The sequence below is a fragment of the Fictibacillus solisalsi genome (genome assembly GCF_900103485.1).
GTDB lineage: Bacteria > Bacillota > Bacilli > Bacillales > Fictibacillaceae > Fictibacillus_C > Fictibacillus_C solisalsi.
Map to the genome: position 1 here is coordinate 102,115 of NZ_FNHW01000003.1, position 18,803 is coordinate 120,917.

An 18,803-nucleotide genomic window follows, 5' to 3' on the forward strand; every position below is an offset into this window, starting at 1 on the left:
CTCATTTACTAAAAGTATTCGCACGCTCCTATCGATTTATCATATCTTCCTGAATTTATTTCCCACAAGGAAAAACCTGCACGGCTTACGGATGCCTGCAGGCTAAGCTGAGAGAATGTATATGAAGGTGATTAGGAAAGTACTCTGTATTGCTTTGCATACGATGGTCCGGAAAACAATGTTTGTGGAAGACCGCCGCCTGTGCCCCTGTCCTTGTGGGCCTCTGCATAGGCGGAAGATTGCTGCCAATTGATAAAGTCTGATTGTGACTCCCATAACGTCAGGATGATATAAGGGTCATTTTTGTCTGGCCGCAATACGCGAATTGCTGCAAATCCGGGTTCTTTTTCCACAAGACCGGCTCTCTGCTGGAATCGTTCCTCAAAAAGGGCACGTCCTTCATCGGTGACCTGAATGTGGTTCAACACGGCAAATGAACCATTTTTAAGGTTTCCGCGTGAATTCAGAATTTCATATGAATGTCCTTCTTCAAAAGGATTTGCTTCCTCATTTTCGGCCAATAATGCCGCATCTCCCCCGCTTTCGAGCAGGATGGCATGTTCATGAGAGGCTTCCGGCAGTTTTTCTAGATAATGCTGTGTTCCGTAAGTGATAAATAGCTTCATATATAACCGCTCCTTTTTGGTCAGATAGTAGTGGGAAGAAAGCTTCTAATTCATGAATTACCCGCTGAATGCAAATAATAAACGAGTGTTAAGTTTATGAATAGCGTCTACAGTATTATGTGATTTATCCTTCTTTTCGCGTAATCTGTAATAATATAGTAAAATAAGCAATCAGTAAGGCACGTTGATAGGGAAACTTTGTCATAAAGAGAGGTACATGGCGTGTTTAAAAATGGAATGCTGGGCATTGGTTTACTAATTGGGATCTTTATAGCGGGATTTATGGGCTATTTATTTATACTCATGGCTGGGGATTATGTGGTGGATGAGAAGGACCTTGTCATGAACTCTGCTTCAAAACTGGTCGACTTAAGGGGGAATACCATTACACGAATCTATTCTGAAAACCGGGAGCTGGTATCTGGGAAAGAGATTCCGAATGAGGTGAAAGATGCGTTTGTGGCGGTGGAAGATACGAGATTTTATGAACACCACGGCCTTGATTTTCGCTCTATCGCCCGTGCAGTTTACCGGGATATTGCCGCGGGGCATAAAGTTGAGGGAGGAAGCACGATTACTCAGCAGCTGGCAAAGAACGTTTTTCTTTCTCATGAAAAATCACTGCTCCGAAAAACGAAAGAAGCTGTCATTGCCATTAATCTTGAAAGAAGATACAGCAAAGATAAAATTTTGGAAATGTACCTTAACCAAATTTATTTTGGACATGGTGCATATGGGATTCAGGCCGCTTCCAAATTTTATTTTAATAAAGATGTAAGTGATCTGACGCTTGAAGAAGGAGCTATGCTTGCAGGAATGCCAAAAGCACCAAGCTACTATTCACCGATTGAGCATCGAGAGGCCAGTAAAAAAAGAAGGGACCTTGTGTTGGATCTGATGGCCAAGCATCATTTCATTACCGCTGAACAGGCGGTAAGAGCGAAGGGCAAAACGATTTCTCTGAATCTTCATAAGGAAGAACGAAATCCAGCCCTAACCACATACATTGATATGGTGCTTGATGAAGCAAAGGACAGATATCATCTAACGCGCGAGGAAATGCGCAAAGGCGGTTATAAAGTGGTCGTGCCGCTCCAGAAAGACACACAGGAGACCCTTTATCAAACCTTTTTAAAACCCGACTATTTTGTCGGAACGGGGCAGGAGCGTCCTGAAGGCGCAATGGTAATGATGGACGCAGACACGGGCGGAATCATTGCTGCACAAGGAGGAAGAGGATATTTAAGAGAAGGCCTTAACCGGGTGAATGTCAATCGCCAGCCTGGTTCTGCCTTCAAACCATTGGCGGTTTATGCACCAGCTCTGGAAACCAAGGCGTACAAACCGTATTCGATGCTAAAAGACGAGCAGCTTAGCTACAAAGGCTATGCGCCCAAAAACTATGACGGAAAATACCGGGGCAAAGTATCCATGGCCGAAGCCATAAGGGATTCAATTAATGCTCCCGCGGTATGGCTTCTCAATGAGCTGGGCATCGACCAGTCTAAAGCAGCACTGAAGAAGCTTGGTATGGACATCCCGGACAAAGGGCTCGGCATTGCGCTTGGCGGTCTGGATAATGGCGTATCCCCCTATCAGATGATGGCCGCCTACCGGTCGTTTGCCAGGGAAGGAAAGACGATCAAACCGTATGCGATTGCCAAAATCTATGACCGAAACGGAGAGCTTGTCGGAAAGGCCAGCCATAAAGAAAAGAAAGTATTTAAAAAACAAACCGCATGGTATATGACCCGCATGCTTCAGCAGGTAGTTGAAAAAGGGACAGGGAAATCCGGAAACGCCGGTACAGAACTGGCGGGCAAAACTGGTACTACGAATTATGAAGGAGTTCCTCATGCAAACAAAGATGCCTGGTTTGTCGGGTACACGCCAAAAGTGGTAGGAGCCGCATGGATTGGATATGACAGGACCACAAACGAAAGCTACTTGAACACATCGAGTGAAAAGGCGACGCTTCTTTTTAAAGATGTGATCTCCCAAATGCCGTCTCAGCGGGGGCTGACGTTCAAGAGACCAAAAGGTGTGAAAGAACTCGATCCACCAGTGGATTTGATCAAAATCAGTGATTTAAAAGCAAACTTTGCCCTTGGGGGTTTCGGTGTGCCCGGGATTAAACTTTCCTGGACGCCATCTGACGATGAACGTCTCCAGTACAAGATTTATGCTATAAAAGATGGAGAATCCACACATGTCGATACAGTAACCGGAAAGGGCTCTTATACAGTTTCAGGAAGATATTTGTTCACCATGCCTAAATTCTACGTGGTGCCCCTGAATCCGCAAACTGATCAGGAGGGGGAGCCATCCAATTCTGTTGCGCTTGATCTGTTCCGCTAACACTTTTAACAGCTGTAAATGATATTCGTCTGTAGCCGCTTGTCGAATTCATGACATTTAAATCCGTACGCTATACATTTATTGTGAATTCTTTTACAATGTTCTATGGATAATGGAGCGAACGGGTTTCTGATCATCAAGGAATTCATAATAGGTCGGGACACAAAGCAGGGAAAAATGTGGATCGGGCTTTTGCTTCAAAGCAGAAAGGTGTGTTGATGTTGATGATGAATGAGGAGTTTTTAAAAGCCTGTCGAAAAGAGGAAAACAGTTTTGTGCCGGTATGGTATATGCGCCAGGCAGGGCGATCTCAACCGGAATACCGAAAACTGAAAGAAAAATATTCGCTTTTCGACATTACTCACCGCCCGGAGCTTTGTGCCCAGGTTACTAAATTGCCCGTTGATCAGCACGGAGTTGATGCGGCAATCCTTTATAAGGACATTATGTCTCCCGTTCCCGCTCTTGGAGTAAATGTTGAGATCAAGTCCGGCGTTGGCCCGGTGATTGATGCACCTGTCCGGACGATGGAAGATGTTGAGAAACTGGGTATGATTAAACCGCAAAAGGATGTTCCTTATGTTTTGGAAACGATTCAGCTTCTCCGCCAGCAGCTTGATGTGCCGTTAATTACTTTTGCAGGGGCTCCGTTCACGATCGCAAGCTATATGATTGAAGGAGGACCTTCAAGAGACTATCATCATACAAAAGCATTCATGTATTCAGATCCTGAAGCCTGGTTTTTGCTTATGGATAAACTGGGTGACATGACGATTGCTTATGCAAAAGCACAGATTGCTTCAGGTGCACAGGCGTTCCAGATCTTCGATTCTTGGGTTGGCGCCCTGAACGCCGAAGACTTCAGACATTACATCAAACCGGTGATGAATCGTATCTTTTCTGAACTGCGCACCGAGGGAGTTCCCCTTATTCTTTATGGAACCGGGGCACGCCACCTTTTGCAGGACTGGAATGACCTGCCCATCGATGTGATTGGGCTGGATTGGAGAACGTCTCCTAGGGAAGCGAGAGAAATGGGAGTGACCAAAGCGCTTCAGGGCAATCTGGATCCTTCCATTTTACTGGCTCCCTGGAAGGTCATTGAGGAAAAAGCCATGCAAATCCTCAATGAAGGAATGGAAGAGCCGGGGTTCATCTTTAATGTGGGGAAAGGGATTTTCCCTCAGGTACAGGTGGAAACATTGCAACGTCTGACCGCTTTTATACACGAATACTCTTCTAAAAAATTGGGGTGAAATAAATGGGAAAACGAAAAATGGGATTGCTTGTCATGGCTTACGGCACACCGCGAAGTCTCGATGAAGTAGAATCATACTATACTCACATTCGCCGCGGACGTAAGCCATCCGAAGAACAGCTTCAGGATCTCACACACCGTTATGAGATGATCGGAGGAATATCCCCGCTGGCTAAAATCACCGAGGAACAGGCTTTTCGGCTCGAAGAGGAGCTGAACCGCCGCTTTAGCGATGTGGAATTTAAAAGCTATTTGGGCTTGAAGCACATTGACCCTTTCATTGAGGATGCGGTTAAGCAGATGAAAGAAGACGGAATAACGGAAGCGGTGTCCATCGTTCTTGCGCCGCACTATTCCACCTTCAGTGTAAAATCCTATAATGGACGTGCAGCTGAAGAGGCAGAAAACGTTGGTATTCAACTGACCTCAATCGACCAGTGGTATGATCATCCGAAATTTATTGACTATTGGGTAACGGAGATTAATAAGGTTATGAGCGGGATTTCATCGGACGAAAAGGAAAAGACAGTCGTTATCTTTTCTGCCCACAGCCTGCCCGAACGCATTTTGAAAATGGGAGATCCCTATCCTGATCAGTTGAAAGAAACGGCAGACCTTATCGCGGGCAAAGCCGGAATCGCTCATTATACAATCGGCTGGCAAAGTGCAGGAAATACGCCTGAACCCTGGATCGGTCCTGATGTACAAGATTTGACGAGAGATTTATATAAAGAACATGGATATACATCCTACGTGTATTGTCCGGTCGGCTTTGTTGCTGATCACCTCGAGGTTTTGTTTGATAATGATTATGAGTGCAAGGTTGTAACCGAAGAACTGGGCGTAAATTATTACCGCCCGGCAATGCCGAATGCCAAGGATGAATTTATTGGCGCACTCGCTGATGTTTTATCAGAAGCTTTAACCCAAGAAGGAAAGTGATAATCATGCCCAAACGGCAGCATGTGGTAATAATTGGCGGAGGAATAACCGGCCTGACGGCAGCTTTCTACCTTCAGCAAGCGAAGGAAAAAGGCCTTCCGATAACCTATACATTGATTGAAGCTTCAAGCCGGCTTGGCGGTAAGATCAAAACCATTCATCGTGATGGATTTGTGATCGAACGGGGGCCGGACTCCTACCTTGGGCGGAAAAAAAGCATGACACGTCTGATTGAGCAGGCAGGGCTTGCTGACAAACTGGTCAACAATGAAACGGGACAAGCTTATGTGATGTCCGGGGGAACCCTTCATCGCATACCCGAAGGCGCGGTTATGGGTGTTCCTACGAAAGTAGGCCCCTTTATTAAAACCAAATTGTTTTCTCCGGCTGGGAAAGCCAGAGCCGCGCTTGATCTCGTTCTTCCACGGCGTGAAGAAGCAGATACCGATATTTCAGTGGGCCACTTTTTCAGAAGAAGGCTGGGGGACCAAGTGGTGGAGAACTTGATCGAGCCTTTGCTCTCGGGCATTTATGCCGGCGACATCGACCGGTTGAGTCTGCAATCGACATTTCCGCAGTTTCAGGATGTTGAAAAAAAATCAAGAAGCCTTATTCTTGGTATGAAACAAAACATTCCAAAGCCATCCGACCGTCCGGGAATGTATGGAAAGAAAAAAGGGCAGTTTCTCACGCTGTCTTCCGGGCTAGAATCGCTTGTAGAAAGAATTGAGGAACGACTGGAATCGGAAAGCATATGGAAAAACAAAAAGGTTTCAGGAGTAGTAAGGGAAGAAACAGGCAGATACCGGATCGATTTAGAGGATGGAACCAACACGCATGCAGATGCTGTGATTTTGGCTTCTCCCTATTCGGTGACAAAACAGCTGCTTCCGGAACATTTAAGAGTAGACGGATTCCACGCCACCCCATCTACCTCAGTAGCAACAGTAGCGATGGCTTTTCCTGCTTCAGCATTGAAGAAGGATATTAACGGAACAGGGTTTGTCATTTCCAGAAAAGAGCCGACAACCATTACCGCATGCACATGGACCCATCGGAAATGGCCGCATACTACGCCTGAGGGAATGGTGCTGCTGCGTTGTTATGTGGGTCGGGCCAACAATCAGGATATTGTTTTTGAGTCGGATGAGACGATATTGAAAACCGTATTGAAGGATTTAAATACCATTATGGATATTGCCGATGAACCACAGTTTTATTATGTGTCCCGCTGGGTTCAATCCATGCCTCAATATGAAGTTAACCATAAGCAGCAATGGGAGAGACTGCAGGCTAACCTTTCTGAGCATTTTCCCGGTGTTTATGCAGCAGGTGCTTCCTATGAAGGGGTAGGGCTTCCCGATTGTGTGGCTTCAGCTGAAAAAGCGGTAATGCATATTGTTCAAAATTTGCGGTAGGCCCATTGGCGCCTGCCGCTTTTCTCTAGGGGTTAAGGGATTTTTGAAGGAGCTTTAATAAAATGAGGGACTTTTTACAGCCATTATTTGTGAATATTGCGATTGTGTTTTCATTAACCTATATTGCCAACACACTGATTCCATTTATGATCAGGCGGGAGTTTACCCTTCGCATGAAAGGCATTTATGGCTTGATCGCGAGTGCATGTGCTCTGCTTTGCATGGTCTATCCAATCCAGACGCTTCAGGATTCTGTTTTTGATTTACGAAACGTTCCAATTATGGTGGCCACCTTATACGGAGGACTGCTCCCTGGAGCTATTTGTACCTTGTTTGTCTGTGCGGCACGCTTATTTATTGGCGGGAATTTTGCAATGGTTGGTGTAGGTCTGGCATTGATCGCATTCCTTATTGCAGCAGCCTACAAGGGATTTTTTACAGAGAACAAAAAGAAATGGAAAGCAGGCATCGTGATTGCATCCATTTATACAGTCATTTATATGATGATCATCCATAACCGGTTAAGCTTTTTGCCTGTTGATTTTTACTGGGTGTATTTTACCTCTTTTCATATTTCCTTTTTCTCTACTATTTTACTGATTGAAAGGCTGACTGCGGTGAACATGAGATTGGAAGAAACCGCCTACCTTGATAAACTGTCAGTCGTGGGGCAAATGGCTGCCGCTATTGCCCATGAAGTCAGAAATCCGATGACCACGGTGAGGGGACTCATCCAGTTTTTAGCGAAAGACACGGAGGACAAGAAACTCAAGGAATTTTCGCCGCTTATTTTGGACGAACTTGACCGTACAAATAAAATCATTACGGATTTTCTGATGCTGGTCAGGCCTTCCGCTCCTGAGCTGACTGTTCTTTCCTTGAATGAAGTGATTAATGATACGCTGGCGCTCATCACTCCATATGGTGCTTTGCATAGCGCTTCTATTCAGTATAAAGAAACAAAGCGGCCTTACCAGATTGTCGGAGATTCCCAGCATATCAAGCAGTGTTTGATTAATATTATAAAAAATGCCATTGAGGCAACCGAAGGGAAAGAAGGAATGATTGATATCTATAAGCACTCTTCTTCAAAAAACTCCGTGACGCTTGTTATTGAGGATAATGGCAAAGGGATGACGGAAGAGGAGCTTCAAAATATCGGGTTGCCCTTTTACACGACAAAAACAAAAGGCACTGGTCTTGGCACCATGATTATTAACCGGCTGATCAGGGAAATCGGAGGCAGTGTCCAATATGAAAGCAAGCCACTGGAGGGAACGAGAGTCTTGCTCACATTGCCGGTTTCTTCTCCTTAAATGAATCTTGTATAAAGAATCGTTACATGGTAAAATGAGGAATTGACCAGTTCTGAAAAACGGTCAATGAAAGGAAATGTGCCCATGGTTGATCGTAGACATAATATCTTAGAAGCAGCTGCCAAGTCATTTACTTTGTTCGGTTACAAGGCAACCACAATGGACCAGGTAGCGAAAATTGCCAATGTTGGAAAGGGAACGATTTATACTTTTTTTGAAAATAAAGAGGAGCTTTTTAAAGAAATAGTATTGGACCTTGTTCAGCAAATTAAACATGTAGCGGTGGAGGCGATTCGGCAAGAACGCCCATTTCATGAAAATCTTCATGCTGCCCTTTATGGCGTTTTGGACTTTCGCAAGTCTCACCAGCTTGCCATCAAAATTGCGCAGGAAGGCAGAGAGATGAATACTCCTGCAGTAAAAGAAGCAAGCAATATGCTGGAAACAGCGGTAATGTCATTCATCAGGCAAGAGCTTGATAAGGCAATCGAAAAAGGTGAAATTAAGAAATGCAATACAGAAATTGCTTCCTATGTCATGTTGAAGATGTATATCTCGCTTGTATTTGACTGGGAAATGGAGCACAAGCCGTTAAGCAAGGAAGAAATCGCCGACATCTTTGAAAATATCCTTATTACCGGTTTAAGAAAGTAACAGTTGCAAACAGGGGAAACTCGTGATATTTTAGTAATGACCAATTTTTGATTTTAGTCATTTTTGCAGCGATCTTTTAAAAAGATCTCTTTTTTTAAACAAAATTGACCATATGACTAAAATGGTCATTATGTATTAACTGAAAGAAATGGGTGAAAACAAGTGATTTTGAAACAATTTCAATCCGTCCTGCGCAATCCAAAATTACTGATACCAGTGGCGGCTATTTTATTTATTCCTATTCTTTACGCTGGCATCTATCTATGGGCTTTTTGGGATCCTTATTCCCATACGGATCAGCTGCCTGTCGCTGTTGTTAACGAGGACAAAGGTGCTGTAATGGATGGAGAAAAACTCCGGATCGGGGATGATCTCGTCAAGGAATTAAAGGATAATCCCGATTTTAAATGGGAGTTTGTAGGAAAAAAACAAGCCGAAAACGGACTTAAAGAAAACCAGTATTATGCAGTGATTGAGGTTCCGGACAATTTTTCAAAAAAAGCCAAGACAGCAATGGATCCCCATCCGGACAAGCTGCAATTAACGTATAAAACCAATTCGGGATATAACTATCTGGCATCTCAAATTGGTCAAAAAGGGGTACAACAGCTTGAAAACAAGCTGTCCAACCAAATTTCAAAAACCTATACCGGAGTCATCTTTGATAAGATTGGTGAAATGGGAGACGGGTTTAAGAAGGCTTCGGATGGAGCTGGAAAACTGGCAAAAGGCTCTTCAAAAGCCTCCACGGGTTCGCACGATTTGGCGAAAGGCACGGAAACCCTGTCCAATAAAACAAAAGACCTTGAAAGCGGACTTGGAGAATTGGAGGGAGGTTCTTCCCAGCTGTCATCAGGGTTGAAGGCTTCCAAGAACGGCACAGACATGCTGTATGCAGGAATGAAGCAGAAAACCTCCGATATCAACAAGTTGAATAGCGGAGCTGAGAAGCTTACTCAGGGCACTAACAGCCTTGCTGCTGGCTTGGGTGAGTTAAACGAAAAAGGAAGTCAAATCACATCAGGCCAGAAGCAATCCTTCCAAGGGGCAAATGAGCTGAAATCTGGTGCAGATGCGGCTTACGCTGGTTCCGCGACGCTTGATGAAAAAGGAGAAGATTTGCTAGCTGGTGCAGAACGTTTAAAAAAAGGTGCCGGTGAACTTTCAGCAGGTGCGTCTTCACTTAAAGACGGTGCCGATCAAACAGCCGCAGGAGCAGCAAAAGTCAGCGATGGCCTTTCTGCGTTAAAGGCCGATTTGGAAAAGAACCCGGATATGCCAAAAGCAGAAATCCTGGCAAGGGTTGCGGCTCTTGAAGCAGGCAGCCAGCAGGTGAGCCAGGGAACCCAAAAAGTTGCCGAAGGGGCTCTTCCACTTAAAGAAGGAGCAAATGAGCTGTCTACAGGCGCAAGTCAGCTTCAACAAGGACAGTCATTGTTTCAGCAAGGTGTAAGAACCCTTCATACCGGTCAGAAAAAATTGGTGGAGGGCATTGATCAGCTCGCAGCAGGCCAGCAAAAACTGTTGGATGGCACAAAAACCTTCATGTCCAAAATTGGTGAAGCAAAGAATGGAGCCGATCAATTAGCGGCCGGTTCTGCACAAGTAAGTGAAGGAACAGGCAGCCTGGCCAAAAGTTGGCCATCACTTGTTGAGAATGTAGGCAAACTGAATGAAGGCCAATCCAAATTGGCCCAAGGAAGCATCGATTTAACCCAAGGTATTCAAAGTGCCAAGGACGGTTCAGGGAAACTAAGTGCAGGAGCCCAGGAGTTGAATAAAGGCGCCGGAGACTTGGCTTCCGGAGTGGATTCCATCCATTCGGGCAATAAGGAGCTTGCCGGAGAACTTCACAAGGCAGCGGACAAAGCCGGAAAAGCGAAAGCCACTGACGATGAGATTAAAATGATATCCAATCCGGTCAAAGCCCTTAATGCAAGTACTGTAAAGGATATGACCTATGGTACAGGGCTTGCCCCTTACTTCCTTTCCCTTGGTCTTTTTGTGGGTGCACTCATGCTTACCATTGTCTTTCCGCTGGTCGAACCTGCGGTTAAGCCTAAAAACGCCTTCAGTTGGTTCTTCAGCAAATATGCTTTTATGGCGGTAACAGGAATTATTCAAGCATTAATTGCAGATTTCATCCTGCTCAAGGGACTGGATTTGGAAGTACAGAGCACAGGAAGGTTTATCGTTTTCAGTATCATCATCAGTTTAACGTTCATGGCGATCATACAGTTTCTGGTATCATCCATGGGAAATCCGGGAAGATTTATCGTTATCCTGATGCTGATTTTCCAATTGACGTCGAGCGGAGGTACATTCCCGACTGAAATGATTCCTTCTTCTTTACAGACGGTTCATTCCTTTATGCCGATGTCCTATTCCATCGCAGGGTTAAGAGCAGTCATCACCACCGGAGATTACAGCCTGATGTGGCAAAATGCCATTATACTGGGCTACTTTATGGTGCCGATGCTTGCAGCTTCTCTTCTATTCTTTGCCTTTAAAATGAAAAAGTTCAAAAATGACGAGAACACAGCGAATACTAATTAATAGTAAAGCGGTCCTTTCGGAAGCGAAAGGGCTGCTTTTTTTATTGCTGATGGTTTGCTTGCTAACTTGGTTTCTAGCTTGATCAATTAGGGAAACATACATAGGACAAAAGATATATAAAGAAAGAAGGGGTGGAATATGATTACGTTTAAAAATGTGGAAAAAACATATCCGGATGGATTTCAAGCTCTAAAAAACATAGAGTTCCATATTGAAAAGGGTGAACTCGTTGCTCTGATCGGGCCCAGTGGGTGCGGGAAAACCACGACGATGAAAATGATCAACCGTCTGATTGAACCAACCGGCGGATCCATCATGATCAACGGAGAAGATATATCTGAAAAGGACCCGGTACAGCTTCGAAGGAACATAGGCTATGTTATCCAGCAAATCGGTTTGCTGCCGCATATGACCATCGGTGAAAATATATCGCTCGTACCCAGGTTGAAGGGATGGAAAAAAGAAGAGTACGAGGGGAAGGTGGATGAGCTTTTGAACCTGGTGGGGCTCGACCCCGAGACGTTCCGAGACAGATTTCCCGCAGAGTTAAGCGGCGGACAGCAACAAAGGATCGGGGTCATCAGGGCGCTTGCGGCCGAACCACCGGTCATTTTAATGGACGAACCATTCAGTGCACTTGATCCCATCAGTAGAGAGCAGCTTCAGGATGAATTGATAAAGCTGCAGGATACCATTCAAAAGACCATTGTGTTTGTAACCCATGATATGGATGAGGCACTGAAGATTGCTGACCGGATTGCAATCATGAGAGAAGGAAGAATCATTCAGTTTGACACCCCTGAAAAAATCCTGCGTCATCCTGCCGATGATTTTGTGAAAGGATTTATTGGCGAGCAAAGACTTGAGGAAGCGTCCAACGAGCAACCCACAGCCACGGACCTGATGATCGAAAAAGTAGTAACAGCCAAACCCACGAGGGGACTGGCCGAAGCATTAAAAATGATGAAACGATACAGAGTCGACAGCCTGCTGGTCACCAATTCAGCCAACCATTTACTCGGAATTGCGACGGTTGATGCGGTTGAGCGCCATTACAACGAAGAAGACAAAACGCTGGCAGACATTATGGAAGCAGACTTTGATTCGGTTTCTGTAGAAACACCGTATATGGATGTGGCAGAGATCTTTGCCACAAAAAAATCCCCATTTATACCTGTGCTGGACGGAAAAATACTGGCTGGCCTGATCACTCGTTCTACGATGATGCGCGGCCTTGCGGGCTTGAAGATCACCGGTAGACAGGAAGGAGCAACGGCCGATGAACAATAAAAATTTCCTTTCAACACTTGCTGATACGTTCCAGACACGCTGGCCGGATATATGGGAAGGCCTTCAGCAGCATTTGTTTTTATCACTGGTTTCCATTATCATCGCTGCTGTTATCGCCATTCCCCTTGGCATCTTTATTTCAAGAAGAGCAAGAGTAGCCGAACCGGTGATCGGAGTCACAGCGATTTTTCAGACCATTCCGAGTCTCGCGCTGTTCGGTTTCTTATTGCCTTTGTTTGGCATCGGAAGCACAACCGCGATTATCGCCCTGACGGTTTATGCCTTGCTGCCCATCTTAAGAAATACATATGCTGGTATTACAGGAGTCGATCAATCCGCCGTGGAAGCCGGACGGGGGATGGGAATGACCAAAAACCAGATCTTGAGAATGATCGAACTTCCACTGGCAATGCCGATTATTATGGCCGGCCTTCGTACAGCGACGGTATTGACTATAGGTGTGGCTACACTTGCCGCCTTTATCGGAGCAGGAGGGCTCGGTGACCTCATATACAGGGGTCTTTCCACCACAAGAAACGAATTGGTGCTTGCTGGAGCGATTCCCGCAGCGCTTCTTGCTCTTGTCATCGATTATTTGCTGAAACGAATTGAGATTGCTTCCAACCCGGTAGGACGCAAAAAGTTTTCATGGAAGAAGGCCGGGATCATCCTTATTCCGGTGGCCGCGTTGCTTTTGTTCTTTGCCCTCAGAGGTGGAACGTCTGACGATGCGATCAAAATTTCAGGAAAAAAATGGACAGAACAATATATCCTTCCATATATCATCGCAGAATACGTTGAAGATAAAACCGACTATAAAGTGGATGTTGGAGAAGGACTGGGAGAGACCCCGATTTTGACGCAGGCAATTAAAAAGGGAGATATCGACATGTACGTTGAATACACAGGTACAGCCCTTTTGACCATTTTAAAAGAGAAATATTCTCCAAGTACGTCTGCGAACGAAACCTATGAGCGTGTAAAAGAAGGCTACAATAAGAAATACAAGCTGGACTGGCTGGAGCCGCTTGGTTTCCAGAATACCTATGCTCTTGCTGTAAGACCAAAAAAGTATAAGGAACTTGGGATAAAGACAATATCAGAGCTTGCAGAAGGATCTTCTGAGGTTACATTTGGAGCCCCGACGGAATTTTATGAGCGGGAGGATGGATACCCAGGTTTTCAAAAAGTCTATAAATTCAACTTTAAAGATAAAAAAAGCCTGGATCCAAACTTAATGTACGCGGCGGTAAAGAATGGAAAAGTGGATACGATCGCTGCATTTACAACCGACGGACGTATTCCACGCTATAATCTGAAGCTGTTAAAGGATGACAAAAAGTTCTTTCCTCCTTATTATGCAGCGCCTATTGTCCGTGAAGAGGCACTGAAGAAGTATCCGAAACTCAAAAGCACTGTCAATGAGCTGGCAGGAAAAATTAGTGAAGAAGACATGGCAGAGATGAATGCCAAGGTGGATATCGATAAAAAAGAGCCCAGAGATGTGGCAAGAGACTTTTTGAAAAAGAAAAAGTTAATCAAGTAATCGAACAAAAAAACAGCCCGGCATGGTATGTGCCGGGCTGTTTTGGGTTGTCTTAAAGAACCTTGCTCAAGAACGATTTTGTACGTTCGTGCTGCGGATTGCCAAATAGCTCCGAAGGAATATTTTCTTCCACAATGTAGCCGCCATCCATAAAAATGACACGGTCACCAACTTCACGGGCAAAGCCCATTTCGTGTGTGACAACGACCATGGTCATTCCTTCTTTTGCAAGCTGTTTCATGACTTCAAGCACTTCACCAACCATCTCGGGGTCCAGAGCGGATGTGGGCTCATCAAAAAGCATGATTTTCGGATCCATTGCAAGTGCGCGCGCAATTGCGACACGCTGCTTTTGTCCGCCTGAAAGCTGGCCGGGATAGCTGGATGCTTTATCTTTCAATCCAACCTTGGCCAGAAGCTCAAGTGCTTTTTCCTTCGCTTGGGCAGGAGCCATTCCCCGCACTTTAATCGGTCCAAGAGTTACATTTTCGAGTACCGATTTATGCGGAAAAAGATTAAACTGCTGGAACACCATGCCGACATCCTGTCTGACAAGATTGATATTTACTTTTGGATCAACCAGGTTGTAGCCATTGACGATGACTTCCCCGCCGGTGATATCTTCAAGCTTATTCAAACAACGGAGGAACGTGCTTTTTCCCGATCCTGATGGACCGATCACACAGACCACTTCCTGTTCCTTGATTTCGGAATTAATATCTTTTAGCACTTCGAGATCGCCAAACGATTTTTTTAAATTGCGTACGTTTATCATAAAGAGTGCGTTCCCCCTTTTTTCTCTTTTCTTATCCTCTCTATAACCTTTGTCAGATGATAGTTTGATTATACCTGTTAGAAGGCAAGAATGCGATGAATTAACAACAGCAGCAAAAACATTATAATAATTTTCTGAAAAGTCGTTGACCTAATAGGTGATATCACCTATACTCTATCTATGAAAACGGTTTCATGATTTCGATTTCATAGTTAAATTGAAGGAGAAACGCAATGGCAACTATCCAAGATGTAGCAAAGCTGGCCGGACTGTCGAGAACGACCGTCTCCAGAGTAATCAATCGCCATCCGTATGTGACGGATGAAAAAAAGAGATTGGTTATGAACGCGATGGAAGAGTTAAATTATGTTCCAAATTCTTCTGCCCGGAGGCTCAGAAAGCAGCAGACAGAAACCATTGCTGTATATGTTCCCAGAATTACAAATCCGTTCTTCAGCCAAATGGTCGAAGTGATGGGAAACTATGCTTCAGACAGAGGCTATCAGCTTATACTCTGCCAAACGAGCTACAGCCGCAATCAGGAGATCAATTATCTGGAATTGTTAAAAACAAAGCAGGTAGACGGTTTGATTCTCACATCGATTGAAAACGAATGGAGCAGTATTGAGCCTTATATGAACTACGGGCCCATCATGTTATGCAACGAGTACAACGACCAGGCACAGGTACCGACTGTTTATCTTGATCAAATTGAGGGGGCATACATCGGGACCCGCCATCTTATTGAGCAGGGCCATACCCGGATCGCTTATTGTTCAGGAGACAACCATGCGTCACGGGTTGCTTCCGACCGGTACACGGGATATAAAAAGGCTTTGGAAGAGGCGGGCATTGTTCCGAGGGAGGATTGGTTTCTCACAAATGCTTACAGTATTGACGATGGGAAGCGGGTCTTTAACGACATCGCGAAAATGAATGACCGGCCGACAGCGGTTTTTACCGGAAGTGATGAAGTAGCGGCAGGGATCTGGAAGGAAGCTCTTAATCACAAATGGGATGTACCAAACCATCTGGCCATCATCGGCTTTGATGATCAGCCGGTTGCAGATTTGATTGGTTTAACCACGATCAGGCAGCCGATTGAGAACATGGGACAGCAGGCAATGGAGCTAATGATTGATAGCATTCAACATAAACTGCCAAGCAAAAAAAAGGAAATTAAGCTGGATTTTGAGCTCGTTAAACGGCGGTCTACCTGATCTGTAAAAGTCAGCAGCCCGCATACCATATTAAAGGAGGAGTATCTACATGAACATCAAAAAAATCTCAAAGGTCATTACCACTTCGCTTGCTCTTTCACTCGTTTTGTCTGCGTGCAGTGACAATAAGGCAAGCACGGACGAGAAGAAGGATTCCGCAGACAAAGGAAAAAAGGTTGAGCTGATTTATGCACGTGGTAAGGATGATACAAATGCCACTCAAAAAATGGTAGCTGCATTTGAGAAGAAATATCCAAATATCGATGTGAAATTCCGTGAAATGCCAGCTGATACAGGGAAACAGCATAATGCATATGTGACTGCTTTTAACGCGAAGTCTGACGAGATTGATGTTTTTGATATGGATGTGGTTTGGCCGGCAGAGTTCGCTCAAGCAGGCTATGTTATGCCGTTGGACCGCTTCATCCAAAAGGATGGAATTGACCTCGATGAATACAACCAAGGGGCATTGAGCGCTTCAAAGTTCAAAGGAAAACAGTGGGCCCTTCCAAAGTTTATTGATGCCGGGATGCTGTTCTACCGTACAGATCTCGTGAAAAATCCGCCTAAAACCTGGGATGATCTTTTGAAACAAGCAAAAGAGGACAAAGGAAAAGGCGGAACCAAATTTGGGTACCTGATGCAGGCGAAGCAATATGAAGGCCTTGTCTGTAACACCGTTGAGTTCATCGCTTCCTATGGAGGGGAAATCATCAATGATAAAGGCGAAGTTGTGGTAGATTCTCCAGAAGCCATAAAAGGTCTGAAGAAACTCGTCGAAGTGGCCACTTCTGATGTAGTGCCGAAGAACGTGACCACATTTGCTGAGCCTGAGGGCCATACGGCATTCATTAACGGGCAATCCGCCTTTATCCGAAACTGGCCGTATCAATTTGCACTGGCAAATGACAAATCACAATCCAAAATTGTTGGTAAGGTCGGCGTTGCTCCGCTTCCTGCCGGTGACAAGGGACCTGCTGCTGCACTTGGCGGCTGGCAGGCAGGAATCAACAAAAACACGGACGTACCAAAAGAAGCATGGTTGTTCCTTAAGTTTATGGCCGGAGAAGAAGGACAGAAAATGGATGCAATCAACGGAGGGCATGCACCAACGATCAACAAGCTCTTTGATGATCCGGATGTTCAAAAAGCCAACCCATATTTTAAAGAGGAAGGCTTTGTAAATGCACTTAAATCCGCGGTTTCCCGTCCTGTAGCTCCAAACTATACGGAAATTTCGGACATTATCCAAATCCAGGTGTCCAAAGCAATCGCGAAAGAAATCACGCCGGAACAAGCGGCCAAAAACATGCAAAAAGAGATTTCTTCCAAAATGGAAAAGTAATGGTTTCTTGTTAAACGCATAAGCCTTCATATTTTATGGAGGCTTGTGCATAACAAATATTGGTATCGATTCCAGAATGGAATGGATGGACTGCTGCTTGGCCAGCCCATCGATTGCATCCGTAACACAAGGGAGTGGCAAATGTGGAAGTGAAATTAAATCCAAATCCAAGTCCTAAAAAGGATCCTGGACAGGCAAAAACATCTTCAAATAAAAAAAGAAAAGCGTCTGAAAAAAGGCTGGCCTACCTGCTTGTGGCCCCTTCTCTGCTCTTGATCCTCTTGATTGCCATCTGGCCAGTTCTCCAATCCTTTTATTACAGTTTGTTTGACTTGCGATTGAATAATCCAACAAAGTCGGAAGTTACCTTAAGCTATCATCTTGACCTGGAAAAGTATCTGAACAGCTATCCATTTCTTATCAATGTCCTGGAAGACGAAGCGGGTAAAGCAAAAGGCTCACCTGCAGAAACGTTAAATGGATTGATCTCGGAATTAAAAGAAGTGGATGCTGGAATTAAGGAAGATTCTGCAGTTAAAAAGCAGTATGAGCAAGTCGATGACAAGCTGACGAACATGGAACCGGTAAGTGAAGAATTAAGCTCAGTAAAAGTCGACAAAAGCGATGCACTGAAACTCGATAGAACCCTTCATAAGGTAACGTCTGAAGTCAAAGGATTAAAAGGCCTCAAAAATGAAGAGGATGCCCTTGGGCTTTCTTCCTCCCTTAATGAAGCCGTGATCAAGCCCAACTTTATTGGATTTGATCATTACAAAAACAATCTGACGGACAAGCGGATGTGGATGGCCATCTGGAATACAAGCGCCTTTACGATTGTTTCCGTTTTCCTTGAGCTTGTCATTGGGCTAGCGATTGCCGTACTGATCAATAAAGCCTTTTTTGGACGGGGCCTGGTGAGGGCTACCATTTTGATTCCCTGGGCGATTCCAACAGCGGTTTCCGCAAAAATGTGGCAGTTCCTGTACGACGGACAGAATGGAGTGGTTGCCCACATTTTTGAGAAAGTCGGACTTGTCGGCAGCGCCACCGATCTTTTGACCACCAACCTTGGTGCCATGTTTTCCATTATATTTACCGACGTCTGGAAAACCACACCATATATGGCGCTCCTTTTGCTAGCAGGGCTGCAGACGATTTCCTCTTCACTTTACGAGGCGGCCTCCATTGATGGAGCCTCTAAATGGAGGCAGTTTACAACAATCACTCTTCCATTATTGAAATCAAGTATTCTAGTCGCTTTATTGTTCAGAACCCTTGATGCCTTCCGCGTGTTTGACCTTGTGTTCGTACTTACAGGCGGGGGTCCTGCCAACTCCACGGAGACGATCTCCATCCTGGCTTACAAACGAATGTTTGAACAGACCAATTTTGGGGACGGGTCAGCTCTGTCGGTCATTGTATTTGTATGTGTGGCCGTCATTTCCATGATCTTTATTAGGTTTCTTGGCCGTGACCTGCTGACCGACAGATAAGAATCG

General features: G+C 45.0%; 14 protein-coding genes. 12 read left to right on the top strand and 2 right to left on the bottom strand.

The annotated features are described in order from the left end of the window. Nucleotides 1-131 precede the first annotated feature (131 nt). Complete coding sequence (locus BLT53_RS20060; protein WP_090237756.1) at nt 132-626, bottom strand: antibiotic biosynthesis monooxygenase family protein; 495 nt, start codon at nt 624-626, stop codon at nt 132-134. Nucleotides 627-848: 222 nt separating this feature from the next. On the opposite strand from BLT53_RS20060, the gene BLT53_RS20065 reads away from it, so the two are divergent. The 9 genes from BLT53_RS20065 (at nt 849) to BLT53_RS20105 (ending at nt 13,964) form a co-directional block, all read left to right on the top strand. Then, nucleotides 849-2,984 carry a transglycosylase domain-containing protein gene (locus BLT53_RS20065; protein ID WP_090237759.1) on the top strand — a complete coding sequence of 712 codons (2,136 nt, stop codon included), beginning with the start codon at nt 849-851 and terminating at the stop codon, nt 2,982-2,984. Between the two features lie 218 nt (nt 2,985-3,202). Beyond that, a complete protein-coding gene (gene hemE, locus BLT53_RS20070; protein WP_425284724.1) occupies nt 3,203-4,240 on the top strand; it encodes a uroporphyrinogen decarboxylase in 1,038 nt (345 codons plus the stop codon). Between the two features lie 5 nt (nt 4,241-4,245). Further along, the gene (gene hemH, locus BLT53_RS20075) at nt 4,246-5,184 is read left to right on the top strand and encodes a ferrochelatase (protein WP_090237762.1); all 939 of its coding nucleotides are present in this window, start codon (nt 4,246-4,248) and stop codon (nt 5,182-5,184) included. Between the two features lie 5 nt (nt 5,185-5,189). Next, nucleotides 5,190-6,602, top strand: coding sequence for a protoporphyrinogen oxidase (gene hemY / locus BLT53_RS20080; protein ID WP_090237765.1), 1,413 nt, complete (start codon nt 5,190-5,192; stop codon nt 6,600-6,602). Between the two features lie 62 nt (nt 6,603-6,664). Continuing rightward, entirely contained in the window at nt 6,665-7,918 is a 1,254-nt protein-coding gene (locus BLT53_RS20085; protein ID WP_090237767.1) for an ATP-binding protein, read from the top strand. An 84-nt stretch (nt 7,919-8,002) separates the two neighbouring features. Further along, the gene (locus BLT53_RS20090) at nt 8,003-8,572 is read left to right on the top strand and encodes a TetR/AcrR family transcriptional regulator (RefSeq protein WP_090237770.1); all 570 of its coding nucleotides are present in this window, start codon (nt 8,003-8,005) and stop codon (nt 8,570-8,572) included. A gap of 162 nt (nt 8,573-8,734) precedes the next feature. Continuing rightward, the gene (locus tag BLT53_RS20095; protein ID WP_090237773.1) at nt 8,735-11,128 is read left to right on the top strand and encodes a YhgE/Pip domain-containing protein; all 2,394 of its coding nucleotides are present in this window, start codon (nt 8,735-8,737) and stop codon (nt 11,126-11,128) included. A gap of 138 nt (nt 11,129-11,266) precedes the next feature. Next, entirely contained in the window at nt 11,267-12,418 is a 1,152-nt protein-coding gene (locus BLT53_RS20100; protein ID WP_090237776.1) for an ABC transporter ATP-binding protein, read from the top strand. Next, complete coding sequence (locus BLT53_RS20105) at nt 12,408-13,964, top strand: glycine betaine ABC transporter substrate-binding protein (protein WP_090237779.1); 1,557 nt, start codon at nt 12,408-12,410, stop codon at nt 13,962-13,964. Before BLT53_RS20100 ends, BLT53_RS20105 begins: the two co-directional genes overlap by 11 nt. Nucleotides 13,965-14,016: 52 nt before the next feature. Here BLT53_RS20105 and BLT53_RS20110 read toward each other — a convergent pair whose 3' ends face one another. After that, entirely contained in the window at nt 14,017-14,739 is a 723-nt protein-coding gene (locus BLT53_RS20110) for an amino acid ABC transporter ATP-binding protein (protein WP_090237782.1), read from the bottom strand. A 233-nt stretch (nt 14,740-14,972) separates the two neighbouring features. Between BLT53_RS20110 and BLT53_RS20115 the strand changes: the two genes are divergently transcribed. From BLT53_RS20115 to BLT53_RS20125, 3 genes are all read left to right on the top strand, one after another. Continuing rightward, nucleotides 14,973-15,959, top strand: coding sequence for a LacI family DNA-binding transcriptional regulator (locus tag BLT53_RS20115; protein ID WP_090237785.1), 987 nt, complete (start codon nt 14,973-14,975; stop codon nt 15,957-15,959). Nucleotides 15,960-16,008: 49 nt separating this feature from the next. After that, the gene (locus BLT53_RS20120) at nt 16,009-17,304 is read left to right on the top strand and encodes an ABC transporter substrate-binding protein (protein ID WP_090237788.1); all 1,296 of its coding nucleotides are present in this window, start codon (nt 16,009-16,011) and stop codon (nt 17,302-17,304) included. Nucleotides 17,305-17,543: 239 nt separating this feature from the next. Further along, a complete protein-coding gene (locus tag BLT53_RS20125; protein ID WP_244520523.1) occupies nt 17,544-18,797 on the top strand; it encodes a carbohydrate ABC transporter permease in 1,254 nt (417 codons plus the stop codon). Nucleotides 18,798-18,803: the final 6 nt, after the last annotated feature.

Excerpts from the sequence above, each read along its gene's own strand:
- hemY (WP_090237765.1), top strand. The coding sequence starts at position 5,190 with ATGCCCAAACGGCAGCATGTGGTAATAATTGGCGGAGGAATAACCGGC.
- BLT53_RS20105 (WP_090237779.1), top strand. The coding sequence starts at position 12,408 with ATGAACAATAAAAATTTCCTTTCAACACTTGCTGATACGTTCCAGACA.
- BLT53_RS20060 (WP_090237756.1), bottom strand. The coding sequence starts at position 626 with ATGAAGCTATTTATCACTTACGGAACACAGCATTATCTAGAAAAACTG.
- hemH (WP_090237762.1), top strand. The coding sequence starts at position 4,246 with ATGGGAAAACGAAAAATGGGATTGCTTGTCATGGCTTACGGCACACCG.
- BLT53_RS20085 (WP_090237767.1), top strand. The coding sequence starts at position 6,665 with ATGAGGGACTTTTTACAGCCATTATTTGTGAATATTGCGATTGTGTTT.
- BLT53_RS20100 (WP_090237776.1), top strand. The coding sequence starts at position 11,267 with ATGATTACGTTTAAAAATGTGGAAAAAACATATCCGGATGGATTTCAA.
- hemE (WP_425284724.1), top strand. The coding sequence starts at position 3,203 with ATGTTGATGATGAATGAGGAGTTTTTAAAAGCCTGTCGAAAAGAGGAA.
- BLT53_RS20115 (WP_090237785.1), top strand. The coding sequence starts at position 14,973 with ATGGCAACTATCCAAGATGTAGCAAAGCTGGCCGGACTGTCGAGAACG.
- BLT53_RS20090 (WP_090237770.1), top strand. The coding sequence starts at position 8,003 with ATGGTTGATCGTAGACATAATATCTTAGAAGCAGCTGCCAAGTCATTT.
- BLT53_RS20120 (WP_090237788.1), top strand. The coding sequence starts at position 16,009 with ATGAACATCAAAAAAATCTCAAAGGTCATTACCACTTCGCTTGCTCTT.
- BLT53_RS20110 (WP_090237782.1), bottom strand. The coding sequence starts at position 14,739 with ATGATAAACGTACGCAATTTAAAAAAATCGTTTGGCGATCTCGAAGTG.